This window comes from Thiemannella venezuelensis, from assembly GCF_014203605.1.
GTDB lineage: Bacteria > Actinomycetota > Actinomycetes > Streptosporangiales > Streptosporangiaceae > Planomonospora_A > Planomonospora_A venezuelensis.
On record NZ_JACHJJ010000001.1, the window covers coordinates 523,634 to 548,930 of the forward strand.

Here is a 25,297-nt window from a genome sequence, read left to right on the forward strand (position 1 = left end):
CCGGCCGGGCGCCGGGATCACGTCGGCGGAACCCCTGCGAAGGAAGAGATGAACCCCGAAAGACGACACATCACCGTGAGCGCGGCCACCCCCTTCGAGCGCGGCAGGGAACGCGGCGAGCAGCTCCGCGACGTGCTTCCCGGCGGACTCGGGATCTACTCCGAGCTCTTCCGCCTGGCAGGCCTGACCGAGGACCGGGTCCGCGAGGACGCGCTCCGCACGGCGGACGCGGTCGGCGCGTTCCGCCCCCGTCTGCGGGAGGAGATGGACGGCGTCGCCGCGGGCGCCGGGATCGATCCATGGCGGATCTCCGCGCTCAACGCGCGCACCGAGATCCTCGCGCAGAGCGGTACGGGCCGTCCGGGCGAGTGCTCGACCATCGTGCGCCGTCTCGAGGCCGGCGCGGGCGGCCCGCGCACCTTCGGCGTGCAGACCTGGGACTGGCACGTGGAGCTCGCGCCGTACTGGCACACGCACGAGGTGCGCGGCGGCCGGTACGACGTGGCCGGGGTCACCGAGCACGGCATCCTCGGCAAGGTCGGGGTCAACGGCGCCGGGCTCGCGCTGCACTTCAACATCCTCGGGCACCGGGCGGACGGCGCCGGGGGCGTTCCGGTGCACCTCCTCGCCGCGACCGTGCTGGAGGAGGCCGGGTCGGTCGCGGAGGCGCTCGACCTCGTGCGGTCGGCGCCGGTCAGCGCGTCGAGTTCGTTCACCCTCTTCGACCGGGAGGCGGCCGTCACCGCCGACATCACCCCGGTCGGGGTGTTCGTGGTGGAGCCGGTCGGGGGGAGCGTCATCCGGACCAACCACTTCCTCTCGCCGGTGCCCCGCGCGGGCGAGAAGAACGAGCTCTACCAGCCGGACTCGGGCGAGCGCTACGACCTCGTGGCCTCCCGCCTGGCGCGCGGTCCGGAGCCGCGGAGCGCGACCGAGCTGCTCGGCCTCCTCCGCTCCGAACCGGGCCAGCCGCAGCTGTGCTGCGTGCCGGACATGGCGCTGCCGCTCGGTCAGCGCTGGGCGACCCTCTCCACGATCGTGCTGGAACCCGCCGACCGGTCGATGCGCGTCACCGAGGGTTCGCCGCTCGGTGCACGGGACCGGCCGTGGCGGGTGCTCACGGCCTGAGCGGTCGGGACGGCCGACCGGGGATCCCCTGCGCACGGCCGGGCGGTCGGCACGGGCACCGGCCGGTCCGCGATCCCCCGCGTCACCCCTGTCACGGGCCGGGGAGCCCGCCTCGCCGTTCCCGGGAACGTTCGGCCAGGCCGGAGACGTTGGTCCAGGTGAGTCGCCGTCACCGGAAGGAGGACGTGGTGCACCGCAACGGCCTGCGTACCGCTGTCCTCCTCGGCGCGCTCTCCACTGTGATCATCGCGGTGGGGGCGTGGCTGGGAGGCGGCACCGGCGTGCAGTTCGCGGTCCTGGCCGCCCTGCTGGGCAACGGCGCCGCCTACTTCCTCTCCGACCGGATCGCGCTGTCCGCCATGCGGGCCCGGCCGGTCGGCGAGGTCGAGCAGCCGGTTCTCTACCGGATCGTGCGCGAGCTCTCCACCGAGGCGCGCCAGCCCATGCCCCGGCTGTACGTCTCGCCGACCATGCAGCCCAACGCCTTCGCGACCGGCCGCAACCCGCGCAACGCAGCGGTCTGCGTGACCTACGGCATCACCCGGCTCCTCGACGAGCGCGAGCTGCGCGGGGTCGTCGGGCACGAGCTCTCCCACGTGTACAACCGGGACATCCTGATCTCCTCGGTGGCCGGCGCCCTCGCCTCGATGATCACCTACCTCGGCTACGCCGGCCTGTTCCTCGGCGGCGGGGACGACGACGAGGGCCCCGGCTTCCTCGGCGCGCTGCTGATGACGGTGCTCGGCCCGGCCGCCGCCGGGATGATCCAGCTGGCGATCTCCCGGTCCCGCGAGTTCCAGGCGGACGAGTCGGGCGCCCGGCTGACCGGCGACCCGCTGGCCCTCGCCTCGGCGCTGCGGAAGATCGAGATGGGCGTGCGGCGGCTGCCGCTCCCCGAGAACGGGCGCCTCGCCTCCACCTCCCATCTCATGATCGCCAACCCCTTCCGGGGGACGGGCATCAGCCGGATGTTCTCCACCCACCCGCCCACCGCCGAGCGCGTCGCCCGCCTGGAGCGCATGGCCGGCTACCGCCGCTGAACCACCGGGCACGCCCCGGCGGTACGGCCCGCGCCGGGACGCGAGCCGTACCGTCACATGACGATGCCGGGAACCAGCAGGTGGGAGAAGGACGGATAGCTGTGCAGCTCGCGCGTCCCGCCGGTCCTGACGTTCACCGCGTAGACGGTCGTGACCGCGTCCCGCGGCGGAGCGTCGGCCGACGACACGGTGGTCAGGGCTGTGACCTCGGTGTCGTTGAGCCAGTGTCCCAGGCGGATGACGGTGGTGTCCTCGGGCAGGCCCCGGATCCGGATCCTGCCCTGGACCTTCCCCGTCGCGGAGTCGAAGACGACGAGGGTGCCGTCCTCCGCGTGCCGGTCGTCCTCGCGCCCGTTTCCGATCTTGGTCATCGTCCGGCCGTCGGGCGCGAACGCGCTGAACCGCTGGCCGTACTCCGGGATGCCGGACTCGCGAACCTCGCCTCCGGGGGAGACGAGCCGGATCCGTGACCGGTCGTCCGCCCAGCGGACCACCACGACCGGACCCCCGCCGTCCGCGACGCTCACGGGCATCCACCCGGTGGGAAGCCGGGTGGTCCGGCCGTTGCGCATGTCGATCGAGACGGCGAGCGGCTTCTCCGGGCCGAAGGAGGTGAAGGCCAGCCGGCGTCCGTCGCCGGACAGCCGGAGGAAGACCTCCGCCGCCTCCAGTTGCTCCTGCCCCACCTTCACCGGGGCGGTGAACTCCTTGCCGCTCTCCAGCTCACGGACCTTGAAGGTCCGGTCCCGGCGGCTGTAGTAGGCCATGGCGCGGCCGTCCGGGGTGATCACCAGCGGGCTGAACACGCTCCCGTCCGAGCCGCCGAGTCCCAGGGCCTGGGGCACGTCATAGGTCTCGCCGCCCCGGGTGACCACCCGCCACACGCCGTGCACGCAGTCCGGCGGCACGCCCTGCCCGGTGCACGAGGTGAGGTACGCGTAGGAGAGAGGGTCCACCCCGCGGGCCGGCAGCGGCGACGAGCTGATCTCCCAGCTCCGGGGGCCCACCGGCGAGGCCACCATGTCGCGCGCCCCGCGGCCCGGCAGCAGGCCGGTGGCCACGCTCGTCCCGAGGACCGCGACCGCGGTCGCGGCGGCGGCCACCAGCAGCGCGCCCGTCCGCCGCCTGTGCCGGCTCCTCCGGATCGCCCGGTCGGCGAGGTCCACCGCCGGAGCCTCGTCCGCGATCTCGTGCAGGGTGTCGTGCAGCCGGGTCATCGGTTCACCTCCAGGGTCTCGACCTCGACGAGCAGGTGGGCCAGCTCGGGTGCGAGCATGCGCAGGCGTCCCAGCGCGTGGTGGGTCTGGCTCTTGACGGTGCCGAGCGAGCAGTTCAGCAGTTCGGCCGTCTCACGCTCGCTGCGGTCCTCGTAGAAGCGCAGGACGATCACGGCGCGCTGCCGGGGGGTCAGCCGGGCGAGGGCCTGGCGCAGGACGATCCGGTCGACCGTGGAGTCGTCGTGGGAGCGGCCGTACTCCGGCGGGTCGGCGCTGGGCAGCTCCCTGCGGACGCGGCGCCGCCAGGAGACGTGCTGGTTGATCAGTGCCTTGCGGGTGTACGCCTCGGGGTTGCCGCCTTTCCGGAGCTTGGGCCACTGCCCGGCGACCTTGGCGAGGACACTCTGCAGCAGGTCTTCGGCGAGATGGGCGTCGCCCGTGAGCAGGTACGCGGTCCGGATCAGCGACTGCTGGCGGGCCTGCACGAACTCACGGAAGCCGTCATAACGGTCCAATGCGGTCTCCTCTCGCCCGTTGACAACGCGGGTGAGGGCCGCGGAGGTTGGAACCCTCCCGGAAGTTCCGGCTCAGGAGTGCACGGAGGCCGGGTCGGTCTCCTCCGGGGAGAGGCCGGGGATGCCGTCGATGCTCTCCCGGTTGTTCTTCGCCCGGTAGGCGCGTTTGGCCTGGGTGTCCTTGCGCTGCGCCCACTCGTCCAGCAGCGCGCGGTCCTGCTCGAAGGACATGAAGGGCACCGAGAAGCCGCAGGAGTCCGCGACGCGGTCGCACTCGACGACGATGACCGACCGGACTCCGGGGTGCGGGCCGAACCGTTCGAGCAGGCCGGGGAAGTCCGGGTCCTCCGGGACGACCACCCGGCCGGTGCCGTACAGGCGCACGATGTTCGGCGGGCCGGAGAAGGCGCAGAACATGATCGTGATCCGGCCGTTCTGGCGGAGGTGGGCGATGGTCTCGACGCCGCTGCCGTCGAGGTCGAGGTAGGCGACCGTGGTGTCGCCGAGGACGGTGAAGGTGTCGGGGTATCCCTTGGGGGAGACGTTGACGTGGCCGCCCTGTTCGGGGGCGGTGGCGACGAAGTAGACCGGCTGCGCTTCGATGAACGTGCGCAGCCGGTCGTCGATCCGATCATAGATTTTCCCCATGAAGGGGAAGATATCGGGCGGTCACTCGCCGGGCAGCCACCAGGTCCACGTGGTGCTCTTGATCCGGAAGGAGTCCAGCTTGCGGGTGGCGCCGGTCTCGGCGTTCACCGTCCGCTTCACCGCCGAGCCGGGCTTCTCGTCCGAGCCCTCGCGGGAGGTCCAGAGCGTGAGCGTGCCGGCGGCGTCCCAGAAGAGGCGCTGCGAGGACTCGCCCTTGGGGATGCCGAGCGCGACGGCCTCGGAGACGGTGTCCGCGGCCAGGTCGTAGGTGCGCAGGCGGGGCCTGTTCGACCCGCCCGTGACGACGACGGCCACCGTGTTGCCGTCGTCGGCCAGCGCGACCGGGCTGTTGTTGGACACGATCTGCGGGACGACCTGGCTCGCGGTCTGCTCGCCCGCGGCGTCGAAGACCGCGAACTCGGTGGTGTTGTCGTCGGTGAACCGGCTGGTGAGCAGGTGCTCGCCGTCGGGGCTGAAGCTCAGCACGCTGTCGCTGGTCGGCAGCGTGACGACCTTGCCGGTCTTCAGGTTGGCGACGAGGGTCGGGAGCCTGTCCGCCTCGTCGTAGTAGTCGACCACGACGATCGAGCCGTCCGGGGAGATCACCGTGTCGACCTCCGCCATGCCCAGCCCCTTGGGCAGGGCGGCGGCCTTGCCGGGCAGCGGGCGGACCTTCCCGCTGTTCACGTCGCGGACGACGAGTCCGCCGTCCTTGAAGTAGTTCACGAACCGGCCGTCACCGCTGACCGCGAACGGCGTGGCGGCCTCCTTGTCCGCCTTGCCCTTCGCGTTCCGGGGATGGACCTGGGCGTCGGCCAGCTTGACGGTCTTCCCGCTGCGCATGGTCAGCGTCCAGGCGCCGCAGGGGACGGTGTAGTCCTTCTCGGGGCAGCTGCCGACCCACGCGTACCGGACGGAGTCGGGGGTGGCGGAGGCGGCTCCCGTATACGCCTGCGCCGGGGTGGCGATCACTGCGGAGGCCGCTGCGGCGGCCAGGGCGAGCGCGGCGAGGCCGCGGGAGGGAGGGATGAGGGCCATCGGGGGAATCCTTTCGTCACCTGGGTAGATGCGGGGTGGTCATGAAAGGTTGCGTCACGAATAGGCCACGAACCCCTCCCCTGCGACCATGCGCTCGATCCGTCCGGGTACGGCGGAGCGCCCGCCGCGGGCCTCGATCTCCGGCCGCGCCGGCAGCCCTACTCGTCCTCCGCGAACACGATCTCGCGGCGCCTGCGGATCGCCGGGAGGACGGCGACGGCGAGCGCCGCCGCGGCCAGGGCCAGGAGCACCGCGGAGATCGGCCGGGTCAGGAAGACCGACGCGTCGCCACGGGAGATGATGAGCGCCCGCCGCAGGTTCTCCTCGAGCAGGGGGCCGAGGACGAAGCCGAGCAGCAGCGGCGCCGGCTCGCAGCCGCACTTGATCAGGACGTAGCCCAGGATCCCGAAGAACACGATCGCGTAGACGTCGTACGCGTTGAACCCCAGGGAGTACGTGCCGATCGCGGCGAACAGGATGATCATCGGGAACAGCACCTGGTACGGGATGCGGAGCATACGCACCCAGAAGCCGATCAGCGGCAGGTTCAGCAGCACGAGCAGCACGTTGCCGATCCACATCGACGCGATCAGCCCCCAGAACAGCTCCGGCTCGTCGGTGATGACGTTCGGGCCGGGGGTGATGCCGTGGACGATGAACGCGCCGACCATCAGCGCCATGACCGGGTGGGCGGGCAGGCCCAGGGTGAGCAGCGGGATGAACGACGTCTGCGCGGCGGCGTTGTTCGCGGACTCGGGGCCCGCGACGCCCTCGATCGCGCCGTTCCCGAACTCCTGCCGCCGCTTCGAGATCCGCTTCTCGACGGCGTAGGAGGTGAAGGAGGCCAGCACGTGGCCGCCGCCGGGCAGGACGCCGAGCGCGGCGCCGAGACCGGTGCCCCGCAGGATCGGGCCGACGATCCGGCGCCGGTCCTCGCGGGTCGGCCAGAGGTTCCTCACCCTGCTGACGATCGCGGTCCGGGTTCGCTCGTCCTCCAGGTTGCGCAGGATCTCGGCCACCCCGAACATGCCGACGGCGACCGACACGAAGTCGATGCCGCCGTACAGCTCGCGCCGGTCGAACACGAACCGGGGCGTGCCGGTGTAGATGTCCTGGCCGACCGTGCCGAGCAGGACGCCGAGCGCGATCATCGCCAGTGCCTTGAGCGCCGTGCCGCGCGCCAGCGCGATCGACACGATCAGGCCGAGCAGCACCAGTGAGAAGTACTCGGCCGGACCGAACGCCAACGCGATGCGGGCCAGCGGCGGGGCCGCGACGGCCAGCACGACGGTGGCCGCCGTACCCGCGACGAAGGACCCGATCGCGGCGGCTGCCAGCGCTGCGCCCGCCCGGCCCTGCCGGGCCATCTGGTGCCCGTCCAGCGCGGTGACCGCCGCCGACGACTCACCGGGCAGGTTGATCAGGATGGCGGTCGTCGAGCCGCCGTACTGCGCGCCGTAGTAGATGCCGGCCAGCATGATCAGCGCCGTCACCGGCTCGAAGCCGAACGTGATCGGCAGCAGCATCGCCACCGTCGCCGTCGGGCCGATGCCGGGCAGCACGCCGACCGCCGTCCCGAGCAGCACTCCCACGAAGCAGTAGAGGACGTTCTGGACCAGGAGGGCGGTCGAGAAGCCCAGCGCGAGGTTGTCGAGAAGTTCCATGCCCCTCAGTCCGGATGCCGCGTCAGAACCCCAGCCACGGGCCCCACAGCGGGATCCGCAGCTGAAGTCCGACGACGAAGACGAGCGTGCCGGCCGCGGTCAGCCCGGCGGCCACGGCCACGGCCGTGAGCAGCCGCACGCGCGAGCCGGCCAGCGTGGTGAGCAGGGCGGTCACCGCCGAGGCCGGCACGAACCCGAGGCCTCGGACGGTGAGTCCGAAGAACAGGACCGCGAGCACGATGAGGGCGATCGCACGCCAGGGGATCGGCCCGAACGAGACCACCTCGCCGGCGACGAGTCCCTTGACGGCGATCGCCAGGCCCAGGGCGGCCACGGCCGCGCCGACCAGCAGCGGGAAGGCGCCGGGGCCCATCCGCAGCGGGGTGCCCAGCTCGTAGCCGAGCGACCCCGCCACGAACGCGCCACCGATCAGGACGAAGATCCCCCCGGCGAGGACGTCCGGGAAGGACCGGCGGCGCTCCACCTCAGGAGGCCTTGACGCCGGCGTCGGCGATGACCTTCGCCCAGGTGCCGAGCTGCTCTTCGAGCTTGGCCCGGTGCGCCTGCGGGGTCGCGTCCCCGGCCGGGACCGGCGCGGTGCCGAGCTTGGCCATCTGGTCGACGACCTTCTGGTCGGCCAGTGCCGTCGTCAGCGCCCCGGTCAGCTTCTGCACGGCGTCCTGCGGCGTTCCCTTCGGGACGTAGAGACCGTGCCACACGCTGACCTGGAGCTGGGGCAGCCCGGCCTCGGTCGTGGTGGGCAGGTCGGGCAGGCTCTTCACCCGCTCCGGCGTGGTGACCGCGTACGCCTTCACCTCGCCCGCGGAGATCTGGCCGCTGGTGTTGGTCGTCTGGTCGCACATGAAGTCGACCTGGCCGCCGACGAGGTCGGTCAGCGCGGGGCCGGTGCCCTCGTACGGGACCTCCTGGAGCTTGACCCCGGCGGCGGTCTGGAACAGCAGGCCGCACAGGTGGGACGCGGCACCGATGCCGGCGTTGGCCAGCGTGACCTTGCCGGCGTTCGCCTTCACGTAGGTGACGAGGTCCTGGAGCGTCTCGGGCTCGAAGTCCTTGCGGGCGACGATCGTCATCGGCACCTCGGTGACGAGGCCGACCATCTCGAAGTCCTCGAGCGGCTTGTAGCCCAGGTCCTTGTACAGGGCGGGCGCCGTCGACATGCCGATGTGGTGCATGAGCACGGTGTAGCCGTCGGGCTGGGCCCGAGCCACCTCGCCGCTCCCGACCGTGCCGCCCGCGCCTTCGACGTTCTGGACGACGATCTTGCCGCCGAGCTCGGCGGCCATCGGCTCGGCGATCATGCGGGTGACGGTGTCCGTCGGGCCGCCCGCGCTGAACGGCACGACGAACGTGATGTTCCGGTCCGGGTAGCCGCCGGTGGCGCCTCCACCCGTGGCACCGCCGGTGGCGCCACCGGTGCCGGAACAGGCGGCGACGAGCGAGACGGCGCCGATCGCGGCGATCATCCGTGCGGCGGCTCGGTACCTGCCGGTCGTTCTCATGTCGCGGCCTCCTCGTCAGCGCATGGGCATTCGTCGGTGAGTGCGCCGCCTCAGTCTCGGCTGGCAGGGCCGCGGATGGTGTCAGAGAAATCCCAAGGAATGCGCCGGATGTCAGAGGAATCCCAAGAAGTGAAGGGCTAACGCGAGCGACGACCCGGGCCGTACAATCCGGTATGCGGATCACCATCATCGAGGATGACGACCGCGTGGCGCGGGGTCTGGTGACCGTCCTCGCCCAGGCGGGCTTCGAGGTCCACCGCATCGCCACCGCCGCCGAGGCCGTACGCGCCGCCCCGTCCGACGTGGTCCTCGTCGACCTGGGCCTGCCCGACGGCGACGGACTCGACGTGATCCGCAGGCTGCGCGACCGCCCGGAGACCGCCGTCATCGCCGTGACGGCACGATCGGAGGAGCACGAGCGGGTCCGCGGCCTGCGCGCCGGCGCCGACGACTACATCGTGAAACCGTTCGGCGTCCCGGAGCTGCTGGCCCGGATCGACGCCGTCCTGCGCCGCACCCGGGCGGCCCGTGCCCTGAGCCACCCGGACGAGCCGCTCGTCCTCGGCCCGATGCGGATCGGCGTCGGCACCCGCGAGGTCGCCGTCGACGGCGCGCCCGTGACGCTGACCCGCAAGGAGTTCGAACTGCTCCTGCTGCTGGCCCGGCGGGCGCCGAACGTGGTGAGCCGCGACGTCATCCTCGACCAGATCTGGGGCGCGACCTGGGAGTCCTCGAGCCGCACCCTGGACACCCACATCGCGGCGCTGCGGCACAAGATCGCACCGGCCGTTCTCATCCGCACGATCCACGGGGTCGGCTATCGGCTCCTGGCCGACCGGCCGGAGCCGATCGGCTGACGCGCCGTGCACCGGCGCCTGCTCGTGGTCCTGGTCCCCCTCGCGGTGCTGCTCGTCTCGGCGCTCGGGGTGCCGCTCGGCGTCACCGTGGCCGAGCGCGAGATGCAGGAGACGTACGTCGACCGGCTCAACGACGTCGGCAGGTTCGCGTCGCTGGCCGAGACCGCGCTGTCGACCGGCCGGACCGAGGCGCTCCAGCAGGAGCTGACGCGCTACCACGAGCTGTACGGCATCCCGGTCGCCGTGATCGACACCTCCGGCGCGGTGCTGCTCGGACCGGCCCGTGCGTACCGGGAGACGGCGCGGGCCGAGCGGGCGCTGCCCCGGATCGTGACCGCGGCGCTGGCCGGGGCGAGGCCCGAACCGTCCGGGGAATGGGCGCCGTGGGACGACTCCCCGCTCGTGGTCGCGGAACCGGTGGGCCGGGACAGCGAGGTCGTCGGCGCGGTCGTGACGGTCTCCGACCTGTCGAAGACGCGCCGTCGCATCCTCGTGCGGTGGGCCCGGCTCGCCGGGCTCGGACTGCTGCCGCTGGTCGCGCTGGTGGCCGTCGCCTGGCCGGTGTCGGCATGGGTGCTGCGGCCGGTGCGGGAGCTGGACGCGGCGAGCTCACGGATCTCGCAGGGCGACCTCACGATCCGGGCGGACGCCGAGGCCGGTCCGGTCGAGCTGCGGCGACTGGCGGAGTCGTTCAACACCATGATGGACGCGGTCGAGAACGCCGTGCAGCGGCAGCGGGCGTTCGTGTCCGACGCGTCGCACCAGTTGCGCAATCCGCTGACCAGCCTCCGGCTCGCGGTGGAGAGCCTGCAACCGCATCTGCGCGCGGACGGCAACGGGCGGCAGGCGTACGACGTCGCCGTCGAGGAGCTGAAGGCGATGCAGCGGACGCTGAACTCCCTGCAGGCCAGCGCGCGGATGGAGAGCATACGGACGGCGTCGCCGGTGGATCTCGACGCGGTGCTGGCGACCCGGGTGGACCGGTGGCGGGCGTTGACCGCGACGGTGGGGCAGACACTCGCGGTCGACGTGCCGCCGGGGCTGCGGCTGCTGGAGCCGTCGGGCGGCCTGGGCAGCATCCTGGACGAGCTGATCAGCAACGCGTTACGGCTGTCGGACGCGCGGGTGGTCGAGGTGGCCGCCGGAGTCGTTCCCAGTGGTCCGGGCGCCGGAGCCGTGCCCGGTGGCCCGGGCGCCGGGCACGACCACGCCTCCGCGGCCGGAGGCGTGGTCACGATCACCGTCCGCGACGACGGCCAGGGGATCGACGCGTCCGAGCGGGCCCAGGCACTACGGAGGTTCTGGCGGTCGCCGCGGCACCAGAACGTGCCCGGGACCGGCCTGGGCCTGGCGATCTGCGCCGACCTGGTCGGGGCGGCCGGGGGCGAGCTGCGGCTGGAGGAGGGCCTGCCGCGTCCGGACGGATCCGGGCACGGATTCGCCGCGGTGGTCGCGTTGCCGGTCGTTCCGAGGGAGCCGTCGTCGTCCGGCGCCCCGGCCCCGGCCCCGTCACCGGGCTGAGGGCCGGGCTCCACCGCCGGCCCGGGTCAGCGCTTGCGGTCGCGGAACCAGGCCGCCGCGCCGGGATGGAGCGGGATCGACGCGGTGGAGATCCCGGTGCGGACGTTGATCCGCCACGCCTCTGGAACGGCTCCGGCCTCGTCGCGCCCGGCGGAGGTGATCGTGCCGGCATGCGTGAAGATCGTGCCGGTGACGGCGTAGACCAGGTCGTGGGGCAGGTCGTTGCGGGCGAGAAGCACGTTCGGCACGGCGACGGTGCGGGTGGCCGGGACGCCCGCGTAGGCGGTCGCGGGGATCATGGCCGGAGTGTAGGGGCCCGGGAACGCCGTGAAGAGCGTGTCCGCCTGCGCGTCCAACGGGATCAGCCGGATCGGGTGCCGCTGCGCCAGCTCCGTGACGGCAGGTGTCGGGACGCCGGTCAGGGAGAACATGGCGTCGATCCCGCCGTCGCGCAGCGCGGCCGCCGACTCGGCCTGGCTGAGGTACCGGACGTCGGCGTCCACCAGGCCGAGCCTCAGGACCCGCAGCGACGTGAACTCGGTGCCCGAATCGCGGGCGCCGAGGGATACACGCCTGCCCGCGAGGTCCCGGAACTCGTCGATCGCCGAACCTGCCATGACCACGAGATGCAGGTGGCTGTCGTAGAGCCGGCATACCGCCGAGAGCCCCTCGGGCGCGCTCCCGTCGGCCGTGATCAGCGCGTCCAGGCTCGTCAGCCCGAGGTGCACCTCGCCGGCCCGCAACATCCGGATGTTGTCGGTGGACGCCCCGCTCGGCACGGTGACCACCCGGACGCCCGGCACCTGCTCGGAGATGTGCCCGGCCAGCGAACCGCCGATGCGCCGGTACACCGCCCCCGCCGGCCCGGTGGCCAGCCGCAGGCGGACCTCGTCGGCCTCGGGCTGCCGGGAGCAGCCGGCGAGCAGCCCTCCGGCGGCCAGGAGCGCCGCCCGCCGGCTGAGCCGCGGCTCCGGGTTCAGCGCCATGCCGAGATGATACGGACGGGACGGCGACCCGTGGTGCGGCACGCCCGGCACCTGCGTGGGGGAGCGGCCCGAGGCACAGGGGGAGGACGCGTGCCCTGGCGGACGGCGCCCCCGGCCGTGTGCCCCGGATGTGCGCTCCCGGGTGGGCGGGACTCTGAGACGGAGGCTCAGAGCAGCGATCGCCCGCCGGGCTAGCGGTAGTTCGTGAACTGGAGGGCGATCTCCAGGTCCTTGCCCTTGAGCAGGGCGATGACCTCCTGGAGCTCGTCCCTCTTCTTGGAGCTCACCCGCAGCTCTTCACCCTGGATCTGGGCCTTGACGCCCTTCGGGCCCTCGTCCCGGATGATCTTCGAGATCTTCTTGGCGTGCTCCTGGTCGATGCCCTCCTTGAGGGTGACCACGAGGCGGTACTCCTTGCCGGACAGCTTGGGCTCGCCCGCGTCAAGGATCTTGAGCGAGAGGCCCCGCCTGATCAGCTTGTCCTTGAACACGTCGAGGACCGCGTTGGCGCGCTCCTCGCTGTTGGCCTTGATCTCGACGGCCTTCTGACCGCCGGACCAGGCGATGCTCGCGCCGGTGCCCTTGAAGTCGAACCGGTGCCCGACCTCCTTGACCGTCTGGTTCAGCGCGTTGTCGGCCTCCTGGTGGTCGATCTTGCTGACGATGTCGAAACTGCTGTCGGCCATGCGTCGACTGTCCTCTCTGACTCTCCCGAACGACCATAGCGCTTCGCCCATCGGCACATGGTGAAGGTGATCGTCAACACCGGAACGCTTACGGCGCAAAGGGTGCATCCCGTACCGGTACGGCCTTCCCGGCCGGGGCGGGGCGAGGCCGTGCCGACGACCGAATGCCCTGCTCAGGCCAGCGGAGGGCGGGTCGCCGGGGACGGCCGCCGCCGATGTCACATCACGTCCGGAAGTCCGCTATTCTTCTTCCTGTCGCCGCTTCGAGCGGATGACGCGGCAGGTTGCCCGAGTGGTCAAAGGGAGCGGTCTGTAAAACCGTCGGCTCAGCCTACGCAGGTTCAAGTCCTGCACCTGCCACCAGCCAGACCGGCAGCTCAGAGGCCCTACGGGGCCTCTTCTGCTTTTCCAGGACATGCAGCCGTAGGCCGCTCCGTACGGCTCGCACGTCACGCGGGCGGCGCGTCATCAATCCTGCGGTTGGCGATCTCCCGCTGTCCGTCGACGCACTTGGCGTAGACGCGGAGGAGGACGTCCACGCTGTGCCCCGCCCATTCGGCCACATCAGGGGCGGCCACGCCCGCGTTGAGCCAGAGCGAGACCGCCGCAGGCCGTACGGTCGCCGTGTCAGGCGAGAGACGGCCTGAGCAGGAGCGAGGGCCAGTGCGCGGGCCTCTCGGCGCCGACCTCCACGCCCGTCACCGAGCCCTTCAGGAGGTCTCTTCCGACTCGAACACCCGGTTCTCCGTCCACCGCCATACCCGCCGATGAGAAGCAGCCTTCCAGACCTCGGTAGCCGTCACCGCGTGAGTGATCCAATCGTGCAGCTCCGGCAGGACGATCTCACGCAACGCTTCCCGGATCTCAGCACGATCCGCGGAGCGGGCAGGCCGTACCGACAGTGCGATCCCGTGGACCCCGGGGTGGATACCGCCTGCACGACCTGGACGCCAACTGACCGCCAAGGGCCAGTCGCTCGGCACCTCACCGAAGAAGCCCAGCTCACGAACATGCTCGAAACTCTCGCCGAGGCCTTCCTTGAGATCCGAGCGGGTCAAAGGCCACGACGCACCCCGAGCCAGTCGGCGATCACGAGCAGACACATCCACCTCACAAATCCGCCCCGCGGTCCGGGTGGGACAAATGACAGTCTCCGGCTCCGGGGTAATCACCAGAGGCAAGCGCCGGGTTCGTAGCCGGCTCTTCCCGCCGCCGCCGTCCCGGACCGAGCAGGCCAAGGCCAGGGCACCAAGTTCGCTAGAGGTTTCCACGCCGGCAGCGCATGGACAACGAGTGAAGTTGTCGGCTGCCTCTGCAACGATCACCGCGATACGGCTTCCAGGGAAGGCGGGCGAATGGGCAGTGCCACGGCGGCGACCTACGAATGGCTCTGCGAGGAGTTCAGCGACGACACCGACGAGACCTGGCTCTGCGCCGGCTTCGTGCGGGGCCTGTCCCCTCGGGAAGCACTGCGGCGGATCCACGTCACCCCGGGCTCTCTGAGCGGGTCGGGACAGGGCGTCGCGGCCTACGCGGCCGGTGGCGGAACCGTCCTGATCGAGTACGGCTCGCCGAGAACCGTCTACGACAAGGCCCATCTGCTGTCGGTGGGCACCGCCGCGGCCGCGGTGTACGTGAACATCAACAACGACGGCTTCACCTACTGCGTCGACGGCCGGCGGATCACCACGTTCAGCCTGTACGCCTATTCCCTGCGGGAGGGCGTCGATCCCGAGCGGCTTCAGGCGGATGTCGATGACCTCGGCATGGACGTCGACGGCGACCAGCTCGGTTTCCCCGACGATCCCGTCGCCAGCGCTCTGGCTCTCGCCGAACGTGCCACAGGCGTCCGCCTGTCTGCCGCCCGTCTCGCCCGTCCGGCTCTGATCGGATCCACCGATCATATCTACCCCATGGCCGCTGACGCCCTTGGTTCATGAAGGTCCGGGACATACGCGGAACGATCTCGGCCCGTCGTGCCCGATGCGGTGCGAAACGTCAGGTCGCGGCACTACACGCCGCGTGGGAGGCCTTCTCTTCTCATCCGCGGGTTCACGTCGTCATCACAGCAGGAGGCGTACCAGGACTGAAGGAAAGCAAGTGCATCCGCGATCACGTGGTGAGTCTGCCGGCGGTCCTCCTGATCTGGTCAACGGCTCGTGGGCGCCGGGATGTTCGCCTTTCGGGAATCGATGACGGCGACTGCCCGACTGATCAGGATCACCATGCCGACGATCATGATCACCGCACCCGAAAGTTCGGCGAACGCCGCCATCACGTACTCGCCGTCCGGATCGCCGACTCCGGACGGCGAGCCGTTGAGCCATCGTGACGCGGCCATCGCCTGGTGCAGGACCAGGGCGCCGAACGCGAAGGTGATCCCTCCCAGGACGAAGCCCGGAGGCGCCGGCCGGGAACGCTCGCTGGAAGAGAAGGCCTTCCCGGCTCCGACCACCAGGGCGACCGGGACCATGAGGAACCAGCCGATCTCCAGACTCATGATCGCGTTCAGGCGCAGATGCTCGAATCCGTCACCCCGCGGGGAGTGCAGGAGCGGGATCATCAGGATCCCGCTGAGGAGCCCGATGGCGAGGAAACGGAAGAACCACATGGCCGACATGGTCTCGGATGGCGGAGAGGGTGGGTCAAGAGTCGGAGTGGGAGAGCTTCCACGGATGGCAGAGCATGATCGGCTCCATGGATCATGGTTGGGGAGGGGGGAGCCTGCGGGATATATGCGGGATGATCTTCTGTCGTGCGGGACAGGGAAGATGCTTTCTCCCTGGTCAGAAGCTCTGCCGTCACTCGGGACGCAGCCCTCTTGAAACCACTGCCCCTGTGCGGTGAGCAGTCGTGAGGCTCTGTCACCGGACAGGCGCGCCATGGGCGCCGGTTTCCGCCAGGCAGTCCTGCTCGGTGCGCTCTTCCAGCTTGCAGATCAGTTCGTCGGCGGGTGGGGCGGCCGGATCGGAATGAGGTGCGCTTCGCCAGGGTCTCCCGGAACGGGCCCTTCCCATCGCGTGTCCCTGCCGCATACGTGGACACGGAGGCGGCAGGGAGCGCTGCCGCAGGTCGGCCGCCATGTATCGATGAGAGCGGTCACATGCAGCCGGGAGCGGCCGGGCGCTGTCCTGCGGCGACGGTCCCGGCAGTGGCTCACACCGGGTCGGGCAGGTCCATCGCCGCGAGCCGGGCCGGGTCGATCACAGTGGCGATGGCGGCGATCCGGCCCCCGACGACGGTGAACGCCATGACCGAGAGCGCGGTGCCGTCCTCGCGCCAGGAGACGAACCCGGGAAGGCCGTCGACGAGCACCGCCCGCCCTCGCGCGGCTGCGCCGCCGGCGACGCGCGCGGTCGCGCCGGCGGCGACCTTGGTGGCGCCGAGGACGACGACCACACCGTCGGAGGTGTCGACGGTCAGCCGCACCTCGGGGTCGAGCACGCGCAGCAATCCCTCGAAATCACCGAGGCGGGCCGCCGCCAGGAAGGCCTGGACCACCTTTCGCTGCTCCCGGCGGGCGGCCGTCGGCCGCCCGGCCGCCTGAACCTTCCTGCGCGCCCGGCTGGCGAGCATCTTGGCGGCGTCGGCGGACCTGCCGAGGATCCGGCCGATCTCGTCGAACGGCACCGCGAACAGGTCGTGCAGTACGAACGCCAGCCGCTCGCCCGGCCCGAGCGACTCCAGGACGACGAGCAGCGCGAGCCCGACCGAGTCGGCGAGCGCCGCGTCGTCCTCCGGCGCGGGGCCGTCGTCGACCGCCACCACGAGCTGGGGCAGCCGGTCGTCGTAGGACGCCTCGGGGCGGGCCCGGCGCGATCGCAGGACGTCGAGGCTGATCCGGCCGACCACGGTGGTCAGCCAGCCGGCGAGGTTGTGGATGTCCGCGGCGTCCTGGCGGGAGAGCCGCAGCCAGGCCTCCTGGACCACGTCCTCGGCGTCGGCGTGTGATCCGAGCAGGCGGTGGGCGACCGCGCGCAGCCGGTCGCGCTGGGCTTCGAACGCTTCGGCCACCGGGTCCGCCGGGCTGGTGTCGGGCATGTCGTTACCTTCCTCGGATCTGCTCCGTCATGGGTGATGACGGATCCGGACGGGTCCGGGTAACGGACGAACACCGATGAAGGAGCACGACCGATGCAAGCACGCATGAAGAGCGCGGCGAACGCCGACGTGACCGCAGCGATCCAGAGCCTCTACAAGGCGGTGTACTCCGGCGGCGTCGACCCGCGCGTACTCGAACTGGTCCACCTGCGGGCCAGCCAGATCAACGGCTGCAGCCCGTGCGTGTTCGCCGGGATCGCGTCGGCCAAACGGCGCGGGGAGACCGACGAGCGGCTGCACAACGTGGTCACGTGGCGCGAGACGCCCTTCTTCACCGAGGCGGAGCGGGCGGCGCTCGCGCTGGCCGAGGCCGCCACCCGGATCCAGGACGGGGCGCCGGGGGTGACCGACGGGATCTGGGACGCCGCCGCCGCCCACTTCGACGAGAACCAGCTGTCCGCGATCATCCTGGACATCGCGCTGACCAACTTCTTCAACCGGATCAACCACACGATCCGGGAACAGGCCGGCACGACCTGGTGAGCCGGGCGGGGCGTCATGCGGTCCGGGCGCGCGGCCGCGGCCGCTCCGGCCCGCCGCATGAATGACGCTCACCCGAATGGCCGCAGAACTGACGGAAATTTGTCCGGCTAGTTAAAGGAGTCATATTCTGTGACGTCATGTCAGTCGCCCGCCACGCCCTTCAGCGCCCCCGGGCCGCGAGGCCCGAGCGCAGACTGGAGATCGACGGGTTACGTGCGGTAGCCGTACTCCTCGTAGTGATCTACCACATCTGGCCGCGCCGGGTCTCGGGCGGAGTCGACGTCTTCCTGATGCTCACCGGCTTCCTGATCACCGGCTCGCTCCTGCGCAACGAGCACGTCAAGCTCTGGGCCTTCATCAGGCGCCTGCTGCGCAGGCTTCTGCCGGCCGCGGGGCTGACGCTGTTCGGCGTGCTGATCGGCATGGTGCTGATCCTGCCGAAGACGCGCTGGGACGTCACGGTCGCCGAGGTCGTCGCCTCCGCCCTGTACTACGAGAACTGGCAGCTGGCCTTCTCGGCGGTGGACTACCTGTCCGCGGGCAACGCGGTGAGCCCGGTGCAGCACTTCTGGTCGCTGGCGATCCAGGGCCAGTTCTACGTGATCTGGCCGGTGCTCCTGCTGATGGCCCGGCGGAAGCTCCAGGTCTTCGTGGGGCTGATGGCCGCGGTGTTCGTGCTCTCCCTGGCGTACTCGATCCTCCGGACGGCCACCGACCAGGCCTGGGCCTACTTCGACACCGGCGCGAGGCTGTGGGAACTGGCACTGGGCGGGCTGCTCGCCGTGGCCCTGCCGTTCCTGAAGGTGCCGCGACCCGTGCGGGTGGTGCTCGGCTGGCTCGGGCTGGCCGCACTGGTCGCGTGCGGGCTGGTGCTGCAGGTCTCCACGAGCTTCCCGGGATACGTCGCGCTGTGGCCGACGCTGGCCGCCGCGGCGGTCATCGTTGCGGGGGCGGCCGGCGGCGCGGACCGGCTGCTGACGCTCCGCCCGGTGCTGTACGTCGGCCGCGTCTCCTACGCGCTCTACCTGTGGCACTGGCCGATCTTCGTCTTCTACCTCGTGGCCACGGACCGGACCGCGGCGAGCTGGAAGGGCATCCTGCTGATCCTGGCCGCCAGCTTCGCGCTGGCCGCGGTGACGACCGAGCTGACGGACCGGACGGGCGGCTGGGGGCCGCTGCTGCTGGCGCCCGCGCTCGTCGGGGCCGTGGTGGTGACCTTCCTGCCCCGGCAGGACAGCGGGATCACGCCCGCTCCGGCGCTGGCGGCCAAGGACCGGCCCCGGTCGTACGAGGACGGCTGCGCGCAGCACCCCAAGGACGCAGAGGTCCTCGTCTGCCGCTACGGAGCGAAGAACCCGGACAAGACCATCGCCCTGGTCGGAAACTCCCACGCCGCCCACTGGCTGCCCGTCCTCGAACTGCTCGGCGAGGACAACGGCTGGCAGATCGTCAACATCACCAAGGGCGCCTGCGCCCTGTCCACGACCGTGCAGCTCTACAGGGGCAAGCCCCAGCCCACATGCGACCAGTGGCAGGAGGGCGTGCTCGCCGAGCTCCGCACGATCGGTCCGGACCTGCTGATCACCACCGCGACCGAGTCCAGCGAATGGGAGCGCGGCGAGAACATGCCCGGCGGGTACCTGGAGCGGTGGCGGCAGCTCGGCGCCATGGGCATCGACGTCCTGGCCATCCGCGACACGCCGCGGATGGGCTTCGATCCGCCCGAGTGCGTGGAGACCAAGGGCGCCGCCGCCTGCGTCGCGCCTCGCAGTCTCAGCCTGGCCGAGCGCATGCCGACGGCCGGGCCGATACCCGACAACGTGACGGTCGCCGATTTCAACGCCACGTTCTGCCCGGACGACCGCTGCCCGTCGGTGATCGGCGACACGCTGGTCTACTCCGACAACGGCCACATCACGGCGACGTTCGTGCGCTCGCTCGCCCCTGCGCTGGAGAAAGAGGTGCTGCGGGCGCTCGCAGGCCGGCAGGCGAAGTCCCAGGGGTAGCCGGCGCGACGTACGATCTGCATGTGACCAGCAGCCCCACCGAGGCGCAGCACCTGCGCGACCTCGCGCGGCTGCGCCGCGTCCGCGACCGGATCGACCGGGAGTACGCGCAGCCGCTGGACGTCGAGGCGCTGGCCCGCGGCGCGAACATGTCGGCCGGGCACCTCAGCCGCCGGTTCCGGCTCGCCTACGGCGAGTCGCCGTACGCCTATCTGATGACGCGGCGCATCGAGCGCGCGATGGCGCTGCTGCGCCGTGGCGACCTCAGCGTCACCGAGGTCTGCTTCGCGGTCGGCTGCTCGTCGCTGGGCACCTTCAGCACCCGCTTCACCGAGCTGGTCGGCATGTCGCCCAGCGTCTACCGGCGCGAGGCGGCGCGCGCGACGGCGGGGATGCCGCCGTGCGTGGCGAAACAGGTGACCAGGCCGGTCCGGGAGCGGGAAGCGCCGGCCCCGGAGCGCGCCTAGCCTGGTCGCCATGGACATCACCATCCACACGAGCGTCCTCCCGCACGACGACCCGGAGGCCTCCCTGGCCTTCTACCGGGACATCCTCGGCTTCGAGGTCCGCAACGACGTCGGGAGCGGCACGATGCGCTGGATCACGGTCGGTCCCGCGGGCCGGCCCGGCACGTCCATCCTCCTGGCGCCGCCGGCCGTCGACCCCGGCATCACCGAGGACGAGCGGCGCACCATCGCCGCGATGATGGCCAAGGGCACCTACGGCTGGATCCTGCTGGCCACCCCCGACCTCGACGGCACCTTCGAGAGGCTGCAGGCCGGCGACGCCGAGGTCGTCCAGGAGCCGATCGAGCAGCCGTACGGGGTCCGGGACTGCGCCTTCCGCGATCCCGCGGGCAACCTGATCCGCATCCAGGAACTGCGTTAGCCGTACGGCGGCCGCAGCCGCCTGCGCGGAGGACCGGTAGGCGGCCCGGCCGGGCCGGGCGGACTCAGGCGAGCAGGAACGTCAGGCGAGCAGGAACGCCAGGCGGTCGTCGGCCAGCCACGGCGCGATCTCGACGATCTCCGCGCTGACGACGCCCTGTTCGACGAACGGGTCGGCCGCCACGCGGGCCTCCAGGTCCTCCCGTGAGGTGCCGTGCGCCACGATCGCGCCGCCCAGTCCCGGCTGGATGCCGCCGACCAGCAGGAACACGCCGTCGTCGACGCCGCGCTCGATCCATTCCCGGTGGCCGGGCATGTGCTGTCCGGCCGCGCTCCTGTCGGCGGAGAACCTCAGCAACACCACGAACATGTGATCCCTCTCAGATGGTCGAACCCAGGTCGTGTCAGGTGCCGGCCCGTGGGCCGTCCACCGGTGCGGTGCCCTGGGCGCCGGCGGAGTACCGGCTCAGCCAGTGGTGCATCCGCTGCACCTCGCGGTGGATGAAGTCCTCGTCTTTGAAGGCGTGCGCCAGCGTGGCGACGCCCTGGCTGAAGGCCAGCACGTGCATGGCCAGTGCGTCGGCCTGCTCCCGGTGCCCCAGCCGCGTGAACTGCTCGCGCAGCCAGGTGCGGAAGAGCGTGAACAGCCCGCCGGCCTCGTCCAGCGCGGGGTGGCCGAGTTTGGCCAGTTCGGTGGTCATGGTGCCCACCGGGCAGCCGTAGTTCTGGATGTCGGCGCGGTTGGCCGCCACGATCTCGACGAACCGGCGGATCCGGGCGGCGGGGTCGGCCTCCTCGGCCTCCCACCGCGTGAGCATCCGCCGCCTGTCCTCCAGCCGTGCGGCGATCACCGCGCGCAGGATGTCGTCCTTGGACTTGAAGTGGTAGTAGAAGTTCCCTCGCGAGATGTGCACGGCCTCGGCGATCGCCGCGAAAGACGTGTGCTCGTAGCCCTGCCGGTAGAACAGCCGGTCGGCCGCCTCGACGATCTGAGTCCGGGTCGCTTCCGCCTTCACGCTCTTGCACCTCCTGCGTCGCCGGTAGATCACGGGAACTTTCTAGGACGCTTGTCCTAGGCAGGATTTTAGGACAGTCGTCCTACGCGGTGTCAACCGGGCCCGGCAGGCGGTGGCCTTTCGGGATGGCGGGCCGAGCACACCGGAGGAGCCGGTGGCGCCGGCCCGGCCGGCCCCGGTGCGGCTCCGGCCGTCGCGCGCCGGTCGCCGATCTGATCGTGTAGGGTCCGGCGTGCCATGAGCCTTGAACCGACGCCGAGCCGGGCGGTCTCCGAGTACATGATCGAGATTCCCGCCGGGGTGATCCACCTGCGGGACGAGGGCGCGAAGGCGAACTGGAGGGTCGAGGTCGGGGCGTTCCGGCTGGCGCCGTACCCCGTGACCCGCGAGCTGTACCGCGCCGTCCGGGGCGAGGCGCCCACGAGTACGGCGGGGCCCCGGACTCCGGTGACCGAGGTCTCCTGGCAGGAGGCCGTGCGGTTCTGCAACCTGCTCTCCCGGGCGGAGGGACTCGACCCCTGTTACACGACGGGCGGCGATCCCGACGGGCAGGACGTGGTCTGCGACCGGGAGGCGGGCGGTTACCGGCTGCCGTCCGAGGCGGAGTGGGAGTACGCGTGCCGGGCCGGGACCTCCGGCGTCCGCTACGGGGAACTGGACGAGATCGCCTGGTACCGCGGGAACTCCGGCGGGCAGGTGCACGACGTGGCGACCAGGGCGCCGAACGCGTGGGGCCTCTACGACATGATCGGCAATGTGTGGGAATGGTGCTGGGACCTCTACGATCCCGGCGTCTACGGCCCGTACCGCGTGTTCCGCGGCGGCGGCAGCCACGATCACCCCCGCGGGTGCCGGGCGTCGTGCCGCCGCAAGAGCCACCCGGCCTTCCGCGTCGACGATCTCGGCTTCCGGCTCGCCCGGTCGCTGTGAGCGGGACGAGCCGGTCTACGTCCACCGGGCCGGTCCGGCCGTGAACCTGCGGCGGACCGGCCCGGTCGCCGCCGCCCGGTCCCGCGGTGCGGACCCGGGTACGGCCGCCGCGGGCGCGAGCCCTAGTTGTATCTGTACAGCCGGGTGGCGACCCGGCGGTTGCCGTTGAACACCGAGGCCCGGTACATGCTCACGGAGAGGTCGCCGTGCTCGGCCTTCCCGCAGGTGCCGGCCCCGGCCAGCTGATGGATCTCGAAACGCGCCGTCGGGTCGCCCCCCACGAAGTACTCCGCCCGGGCCTGGTACTTGTCGGCGCTCGTGTCGCACGCGAAGACGAAGGTCTTCCTCTCGGAGAAGCACGTGCTGGCGGCGCCCTTCGTCGAGGTGCAGACCTCGGCCCGCGCCCGCGCGGCGGCGGGGGTGACGCGTGTCTCCCGCTTGACGGGGTGCTCGGCGACGTCGCGGACCGTCTTCCACCGGCTGACCTTGATGCGGCGGTTGCCCTTGTAGATCGCGGCTCTGAACGTCACCACCTTGCCGACTCCGAGGCTTCCCCGGGCCTCGCCCTTGCGCGCGAGGTTGTGGATGACGTATTTCGTGCCGAGGTAACCGTTCAGGTAGTACTCCACCGCCGGGTGGAGCCTGTCGGTCGTCGTGTCCTCGATCGAGATCCCCGGCCGGTCGCTGTCGTCCGGCCCCACGCACGCCGTCGCGCCCCTGACGCGGACGCATTCGAGTCCCGCCCTGCCGGTGGCGGACCCCGTGTGGGCGGCAGTTCCGGTGTGGGCGGCGGGTTCGGTGTGGGCGGCGGGCGCCGTATCGACTGCCGGTGCCGTCGCGCTGGAGGCGGGCGCCGTATCGACTGCCGGTGCCGTCGCGCTGGAGGCGGGCGCCTTGCCTGCCGTGCGGGTGTCGCTGCCGGCCGCGGCTCCCTGGACGGTGAACGCGGTGGCCGCGGCCACGGCCACCACGATGATTTTGCGACCTAAGACCACGTGGACCTCTCCCGGCTCATGAGTCACATAGATTTTCCTGATTGTGACGTTATATAAGCCGATGCGGTTCCAAGTGGTGCTTTAGTGGGAATTTCCCGTCGTCAATCGGCGGACGGCTGCACCGCCTGCCGTACGGGGGCGGAGAGGGTTCCGAACAGAGGGCGGGCCGGGGTTACCGGGCCGGTTTCCGCGGACGGACTCCCGTCCGGGAGAGGGGACAGGCTCTCGAGATGGGGCCACCAGCCCGGATGGCGCTTCATCACCTCCTGAAGAGGCAGGCAGGTTGCGACCATGTGGGTGGCGTACATGACCCAGGGGGTCAGGCCGTCCTTCGCGGAGGGAACCTGCCGGGACATCTGCAGGGCGGAGCTCAGGACGTCGGCCAGCATCTCCGCCGTCATGTGGATGCGGGCCCTGTCCTTCCCCTTCGGAGGGATCGGCTTGGCCTCGTAGAAGTACGGATACAGCTCCGGATGCTCCACGAACAACCGCAGTGTCTGGTGCAGGAGGTTGAACACGCCCTGGGTGGTGGTAACCCCCGCGATGCCGTTGCTGATCCTCACCTGCTCCGCCGCGGCGGTGGACTGCCGGGCCGCGTAGCGGATCGCCACCATCGTCGTGACGAGGCCGCACACGGCCACGACGAGGCCGCACACGGCCACGACGAGGCCGCCGACGGCCACGATGAGACCGCCGACCTCCACGGCGAATCCGCTGGTTTCCACGGTGGCTCCGTCCACTCACCCTCCAGGAATCGCGAATATGCGTTTGATCGGCAGAACGTCTTCCGGGCGCGATTCGCTCCCGGCGGATGTGAATTTCCGCCCGCGGTTCGGCGATTCGTTCTCCCGCCCCGCAGGGACCGCCGAGGACGAGGGACGACAGGCGGTGACCGGGCCGCGCGGCCGCGGTGAATGAGAGAGGCCGCAGCGCCATGGCGCACATCCCCGCCGGACCGTCCCCCGCTCCAGGGCGGGGCCGGTCTCCCCGGCGACCCGCCGGGGGAAGGGGCTCGGAGGCCGCGCGGCCCCTCTCACGGGGGAAGGAACCGTCCGACGTAGCCGTGCTGCCCGGGAGTCTCGACGGCGTGGACGCTGTAGTGCGCGCGGACGTAGTCCACCGCCTCCTGCGCCGGAACACCGTCGATGACGCAGATGCAGGCCAGCGCGGTGCCCGTCCTGCCGCGACCGCCCGCGCAGGCGACCTCGACCCGCTCCGCCGCGGACCGGGCCCACGCCTCCCGCAGGGCCCGCGCGACCTCCCCGTCGTCGGCGGGCAGGCCGAAGTCGGGCCAGAGCAGCCAGCGCGCCTCCCACGGGACGGGAGACGGCTCCCGGTCGAGCAGGTACAGCGCGAACTCCGGGGCGGGTCCGCCGGGAAGCGGGAGGTACAGCCCGCGACCGCGGATCAGCCGCCCGGAGGGGAGCCGCAGCACCCCTGGTTCCCCCGGCTCCCACATGTGATCAACGTACCCCGGTCGCGCGGCTCCCGGAGGTGCTCACGGGCCGCCGGAGGGCGGAACGCTCACGGACCGACGATGAGGGCCGGGGAACCGAACGGCTCGCCCGCCCGGGCGGGGTCGCCGGCCCGGGAGGACCGGCCGGAAGGTCCGGGCGGTCCGGGCGGTCCGGGCGGTCCGGGTACGGCGGGCGGATCATGCCCTCATACCGCCCGCGGGCCGCGGGCGGCCACGCCGCCGTCCGCGGTGACATCCCCAGGATGCCCCGGCCGCCGCCGGATCAGCGGTCGAGCGCGGCCCACAGGACGGCGAACTCCTCCGCGGTCAGCGGGTTCAGGCCGAAGTCGTCCGGGTGGAGCGGACCCTCGGCCAGGAAACCGTGCTCGTCCTCCAGATGGCGCCAGGAGTAGCGCCGGGCGAGGCCGTCCGAGCCGAGCTCGGCGTGGCGGACCGGGCAGTACTCGCCGCCGTCGTCGGCGACGGTCTCGAACAGCCACACCCGGCCGTCGCCGTCCACGCCGTGCCAGTACAGGTGGGGCCGGTCGCTCTCGTCGAGTGCCCGGACCATGTGCTTGCGCTGCTCCTGCAGCATCCTTCACC

The 25,297-nt window shown here is 71.4% G+C and carries 29 protein-coding genes and 1 tRNA gene; 11 read left to right on the forward strand and 19 right to left on the reverse strand.

Translation table 11 applies throughout. The features are described from left to right. Positions 1–48 precede the first annotated feature (48 nt). Positions 49–1,128, forward strand: coding sequence for a C45 family autoproteolytic acyltransferase/hydrolase (locus tag FHS22_RS02635; RefSeq protein WP_184937991.1), 1,080 nt, complete (start codon positions 49–51; stop codon positions 1,126–1,128). Positions 1,129–1,316: 188 nt separating this feature from the next. Then, entirely contained in the window at positions 1,317–2,168 is an 852-nt protein-coding gene (gene htpX, locus FHS22_RS02640) for a zinc metalloprotease HtpX (protein WP_184937993.1), read from the forward strand. Positions 2,169–2,221: 53 nt separating this feature from the next. Here the strand turns inward: htpX and FHS22_RS02645 are convergent, their stop codons facing one another. From FHS22_RS02645 to FHS22_RS02675, 7 genes are all read right to left on the reverse strand, one after another. Then, on the reverse strand, positions 2,222–3,385 hold the full coding sequence (locus tag FHS22_RS02645) for a TolB-like translocation protein (RefSeq protein WP_184937995.1): 1,164 nt from the start codon (positions 3,383–3,385) through the stop codon (positions 2,222–2,224). Then, positions 3,382–3,900, reverse strand: a complete 519-nt coding sequence (locus FHS22_RS02650; RefSeq protein ID WP_184937998.1) for a SigE family RNA polymerase sigma factor — start codon at positions 3,898–3,900, stop codon at positions 3,382–3,384. The genes FHS22_RS02645 and FHS22_RS02650 overlap by 4 nt, the downstream gene beginning before the upstream one ends. A 72-nt stretch (positions 3,901–3,972) precedes the next feature. Beyond that, complete coding sequence (locus tag FHS22_RS02655; RefSeq protein WP_184938000.1) at positions 3,973–4,548, reverse strand: pyridoxamine 5'-phosphate oxidase family protein; 576 nt, start codon at positions 4,546–4,548, stop codon at positions 3,973–3,975. Between the two features lie 21 nt (positions 4,549–4,569). Then, the gene (locus FHS22_RS02660) at positions 4,570–5,586 is read right to left on the reverse strand and encodes a hypothetical protein (RefSeq protein ID WP_184938002.1); all 1,017 of its coding nucleotides are present in this window, start codon (positions 5,584–5,586) and stop codon (positions 4,570–4,572) included. A 158-nt stretch (positions 5,587–5,744) separates the two neighbouring features. Further along, on the reverse strand, positions 5,745–7,250 hold the full coding sequence (locus FHS22_RS02665; protein WP_184938004.1) for a tripartite tricarboxylate transporter permease: 1,506 nt from the start codon (positions 7,248–7,250) through the stop codon (positions 5,745–5,747). Positions 7,251–7,272: 22 nt separating this feature from the next. Further along, entirely contained in the window at positions 7,273–7,734 is a 462-nt protein-coding gene (locus FHS22_RS02670; RefSeq protein ID WP_184938006.1) for a tripartite tricarboxylate transporter TctB family protein, read from the reverse strand. A gap of 1 nt (position 7,735) precedes the next feature. After that, entirely contained in the window at positions 7,736–8,770 is a 1,035-nt protein-coding gene (locus FHS22_RS02675) for a tripartite tricarboxylate transporter substrate-binding protein (RefSeq protein ID WP_221473090.1), read from the reverse strand. A gap of 173 nt (positions 8,771–8,943) precedes the next feature. Here FHS22_RS02675 and FHS22_RS02680 point away from each other — a divergent pair, with 173 nt between their 5' ends. After that, positions 8,944–9,627 carry a response regulator transcription factor gene (locus FHS22_RS02680; protein ID WP_184938008.1) on the forward strand — a complete coding sequence of 228 codons (684 nt, stop codon included), beginning with the start codon at positions 8,944–8,946 and terminating at the stop codon, positions 9,625–9,627. A 6-nt stretch (positions 9,628–9,633) separates the two neighbouring features. Then, on the forward strand, positions 9,634–11,148 hold the full coding sequence (locus FHS22_RS02685) for a sensor histidine kinase (protein WP_184938010.1): 1,515 nt from the start codon (positions 9,634–9,636) through the stop codon (positions 11,146–11,148). A gap of 26 nt (positions 11,149–11,174) precedes the next feature. Here FHS22_RS02685 and FHS22_RS02690 read toward each other — a convergent pair whose 3' ends face one another. Continuing rightward, on the reverse strand, positions 11,175–12,134 hold the full coding sequence (locus FHS22_RS02690) for a TAXI family TRAP transporter solute-binding subunit (RefSeq protein WP_184938012.1): 960 nt from the start codon (positions 12,132–12,134) through the stop codon (positions 11,175–11,177). Between the two features lie 191 nt (positions 12,135–12,325). Continuing rightward, on the reverse strand, positions 12,326–12,820 hold the full coding sequence (locus tag FHS22_RS02695; protein ID WP_184938014.1) for a YajQ family cyclic di-GMP-binding protein: 495 nt from the start codon (positions 12,818–12,820) through the stop codon (positions 12,326–12,328). Between the two features lie 278 nt (positions 12,821–13,098). Between FHS22_RS02695 and FHS22_RS02700 the strand changes: the two genes are divergently transcribed. Continuing rightward, a tRNA-Tyr gene (locus FHS22_RS02700) sits at positions 13,099–13,183 on the forward strand. 86 nt (positions 13,184–13,269) lie between these two features. Here the strand turns inward: FHS22_RS02700 and FHS22_RS37705 are convergent. After that, positions 13,270–13,398 (reverse strand): hypothetical protein, encoded by a 129-nt coding sequence (locus tag FHS22_RS37705; protein ID WP_260407575.1) that lies wholly within the window; start codon positions 13,396–13,398, stop codon positions 13,270–13,272. Between the two features lie 132 nt (positions 13,399–13,530). Continuing rightward, on the reverse strand, positions 13,531–13,878 hold the full coding sequence (locus FHS22_RS02710) for a hypothetical protein (RefSeq protein WP_221473091.1): 348 nt from the start codon (positions 13,876–13,878) through the stop codon (positions 13,531–13,533). Positions 13,879–14,175: 297 nt separating this feature from the next. On the opposite strand from FHS22_RS02710, the gene FHS22_RS02715 reads away from it, so the two are divergent. Further along, entirely contained in the window at positions 14,176–14,760 is a 585-nt protein-coding gene (locus FHS22_RS02715) for a DUF6461 domain-containing protein (protein ID WP_184938016.1), read from the forward strand. Between the two features lie 209 nt (positions 14,761–14,969). Here FHS22_RS02715 and FHS22_RS02720 read toward each other — a convergent pair whose 3' ends face one another. Both FHS22_RS02720 and FHS22_RS02725 read right to left on the reverse strand, forming a co-directional pair. Further along, positions 14,970–15,431, reverse strand: a complete 462-nt coding sequence (locus FHS22_RS02720) for a hypothetical protein (protein ID WP_184938018.1) — start codon at positions 15,429–15,431, stop codon at positions 14,970–14,972. Positions 15,432–15,976: 545 nt separating this feature from the next. Next, positions 15,977–16,861, reverse strand: a complete 885-nt coding sequence (locus FHS22_RS02725) for a sigma-70 family RNA polymerase sigma factor (protein WP_184938020.1) — start codon at positions 16,859–16,861, stop codon at positions 15,977–15,979. A gap of 93 nt (positions 16,862–16,954) precedes the next feature. Here FHS22_RS02725 and FHS22_RS02730 point away from each other — a divergent pair, with 93 nt between their 5' ends. From FHS22_RS02730 to FHS22_RS02745, 4 genes are all read left to right on the forward strand, one after another. Further along, on the forward strand, positions 16,955–17,404 hold the full coding sequence (locus FHS22_RS02730; RefSeq protein ID WP_184938022.1) for a carboxymuconolactone decarboxylase family protein: 450 nt from the start codon (positions 16,955–16,957) through the stop codon (positions 17,402–17,404). Positions 17,405–17,541: 137 nt separating this feature from the next. Next, a complete protein-coding gene (locus tag FHS22_RS02735; RefSeq protein WP_184938024.1) occupies positions 17,542–19,410 on the forward strand; it encodes an acyltransferase family protein in 1,869 nt (622 codons plus the stop codon). A 23-nt stretch (positions 19,411–19,433) separates the two neighbouring features. Beyond that, positions 19,434–19,877, forward strand: a complete 444-nt coding sequence (locus FHS22_RS02740; protein ID WP_184938025.1) for a helix-turn-helix transcriptional regulator — start codon at positions 19,434–19,436, stop codon at positions 19,875–19,877. 10 nt (positions 19,878–19,887) lie between these two features. After that, entirely contained in the window at positions 19,888–20,298 is a 411-nt protein-coding gene (locus tag FHS22_RS02745) for a VOC family protein (RefSeq protein WP_184938026.1), read from the forward strand. Positions 20,299–20,379: 81 nt separating this feature from the next. On the opposite strand, the gene FHS22_RS02750 is transcribed toward FHS22_RS02745, so the two are convergent. Continuing rightward, the gene (locus tag FHS22_RS02750) at positions 20,380–20,667 is read right to left on the reverse strand and encodes a YciI family protein (protein ID WP_184938027.1); all 288 of its coding nucleotides are present in this window, start codon (positions 20,665–20,667) and stop codon (positions 20,380–20,382) included. A 34-nt stretch (positions 20,668–20,701) separates the two neighbouring features. Further along, positions 20,702–21,313, reverse strand: coding sequence for a TetR/AcrR family transcriptional regulator (locus FHS22_RS02755; RefSeq protein ID WP_184938028.1), 612 nt, complete (start codon positions 21,311–21,313; stop codon positions 20,702–20,704). Positions 21,314–21,550: 237 nt separating this feature from the next. Between FHS22_RS02755 and FHS22_RS02760 the strand changes: the two genes are divergently transcribed. Next, positions 21,551–22,243: a formylglycine-generating enzyme family protein gene (locus FHS22_RS02760; RefSeq protein ID WP_377295923.1), complete on the forward strand. Its 693-nt coding sequence runs from the start codon at positions 21,551–21,553 to the stop codon at positions 22,241–22,243. Positions 22,244–22,365: 122 nt separating this feature from the next. Here FHS22_RS02760 and FHS22_RS02765 read toward each other — a convergent pair whose 3' ends face one another. The 4 genes from FHS22_RS02765 to FHS22_RS02780 form a co-directional block, all read right to left on the reverse strand. After that, positions 22,366–23,265, reverse strand: a complete 900-nt coding sequence (locus FHS22_RS02765) for a hypothetical protein (protein ID WP_184938029.1) — start codon at positions 23,263–23,265, stop codon at positions 22,366–22,368. A gap of 74 nt (positions 23,266–23,339) precedes the next feature. After that, positions 23,340–23,963, reverse strand: coding sequence for a hypothetical protein (locus FHS22_RS02770; protein ID WP_184938030.1), 624 nt, complete (start codon positions 23,961–23,963; stop codon positions 23,340–23,342). 308 nt (positions 23,964–24,271) lie between these two features. Then, positions 24,272–24,697, reverse strand: a complete 426-nt coding sequence (locus FHS22_RS02775) for a protein-tyrosine phosphatase family protein (RefSeq protein ID WP_184938031.1) — start codon at positions 24,695–24,697, stop codon at positions 24,272–24,274. Between the two features lie 280 nt (positions 24,698–24,977). Next, entirely contained in the window at positions 24,978–25,289 is a 312-nt protein-coding gene (locus tag FHS22_RS02780) for a hypothetical protein (protein ID WP_184938033.1), read from the reverse strand. Between the last annotated feature and the right edge of the window lie 8 nt (positions 25,290–25,297).

Coding starts and splice junctions, on each gene's coding strand:
- FHS22_RS02655 (WP_184938000.1), bottom strand. CDS start 4,548: ATGGGGAAAATCTATGATCGGATCGACGACCGGCTGCGCACGTTCATC.
- FHS22_RS02635 (WP_184937991.1), top strand. CDS start 49: ATGAACCCCGAAAGACGACACATCACCGTGAGCGCGGCCACCCCCTTC.
- FHS22_RS02780 (WP_184938033.1), bottom strand. CDS start 25,289: ATGCTGCAGGAGCAGCGCAAGCACATGGTCCGGGCACTCGACGAGAGC.
- FHS22_RS02720 (WP_184938018.1), bottom strand. CDS start 15,431: ATGTGGTTCTTCCGTTTCCTCGCCATCGGGCTCCTCAGCGGGATCCTG.
- FHS22_RS02665 (WP_184938004.1), bottom strand. CDS start 7,250: ATGGAACTTCTCGACAACCTCGCGCTGGGCTTCTCGACCGCCCTCCTG.
- FHS22_RS02695 (WP_184938014.1), bottom strand. CDS start 12,820: ATGGCCGACAGCAGTTTCGACATCGTCAGCAAGATCGACCACCAGGAG.
- FHS22_RS02775 (WP_184938031.1), bottom strand. CDS start 24,697: ATGTGGGAGCCGGGGGAACCAGGGGTGCTGCGGCTCCCCTCCGGGCGG.
- FHS22_RS02725 (WP_184938020.1), bottom strand. CDS start 16,861: ATGCCCGACACCAGCCCGGCGGACCCGGTGGCCGAAGCGTTCGAAGCC.
- FHS22_RS02690 (WP_184938012.1), bottom strand. CDS start 12,134: ATGGCGCTGAACCCGGAGCCGCGGCTCAGCCGGCGGGCGGCGCTCCTG.
- FHS22_RS02680 (WP_184938008.1), top strand. CDS start 8,944: ATGCGGATCACCATCATCGAGGATGACGACCGCGTGGCGCGGGGTCTG.
- FHS22_RS02760 (WP_377295923.1), top strand. CDS start 21,551: ATGAGCCTTGAACCGACGCCGAGCCGGGCGGTCTCCGAGTACATGATC.
- FHS22_RS02645 (WP_184937995.1), bottom strand. CDS start 3,385: ATGACCCGGCTGCACGACACCCTGCACGAGATCGCGGACGAGGCTCCG.
- FHS22_RS02750 (WP_184938027.1), bottom strand. CDS start 20,667: ATGTTCGTGGTGTTGCTGAGGTTCTCCGCCGACAGGAGCGCGGCCGGA.
- FHS22_RS02745 (WP_184938026.1), top strand. CDS start 19,888: ATGGACATCACCATCCACACGAGCGTCCTCCCGCACGACGACCCGGAG.
- FHS22_RS02660 (WP_184938002.1), bottom strand. CDS start 5,586: ATGGCCCTCATCCCTCCCTCCCGCGGCCTCGCCGCGCTCGCCCTGGCC.
- FHS22_RS02735 (WP_184938024.1), top strand. CDS start 17,542: ATGTCAGTCGCCCGCCACGCCCTTCAGCGCCCCCGGGCCGCGAGGCCC.
- FHS22_RS02715 (WP_184938016.1), top strand. CDS start 14,176: ATGGGCAGTGCCACGGCGGCGACCTACGAATGGCTCTGCGAGGAGTTC.
- FHS22_RS02675 (WP_221473090.1), bottom strand. CDS start 8,770: ATGAGAACGACCGGCAGGTACCGAGCCGCCGCACGGATGATCGCCGCG.
- FHS22_RS02730 (WP_184938022.1), top strand. CDS start 16,955: ATGCAAGCACGCATGAAGAGCGCGGCGAACGCCGACGTGACCGCAGCG.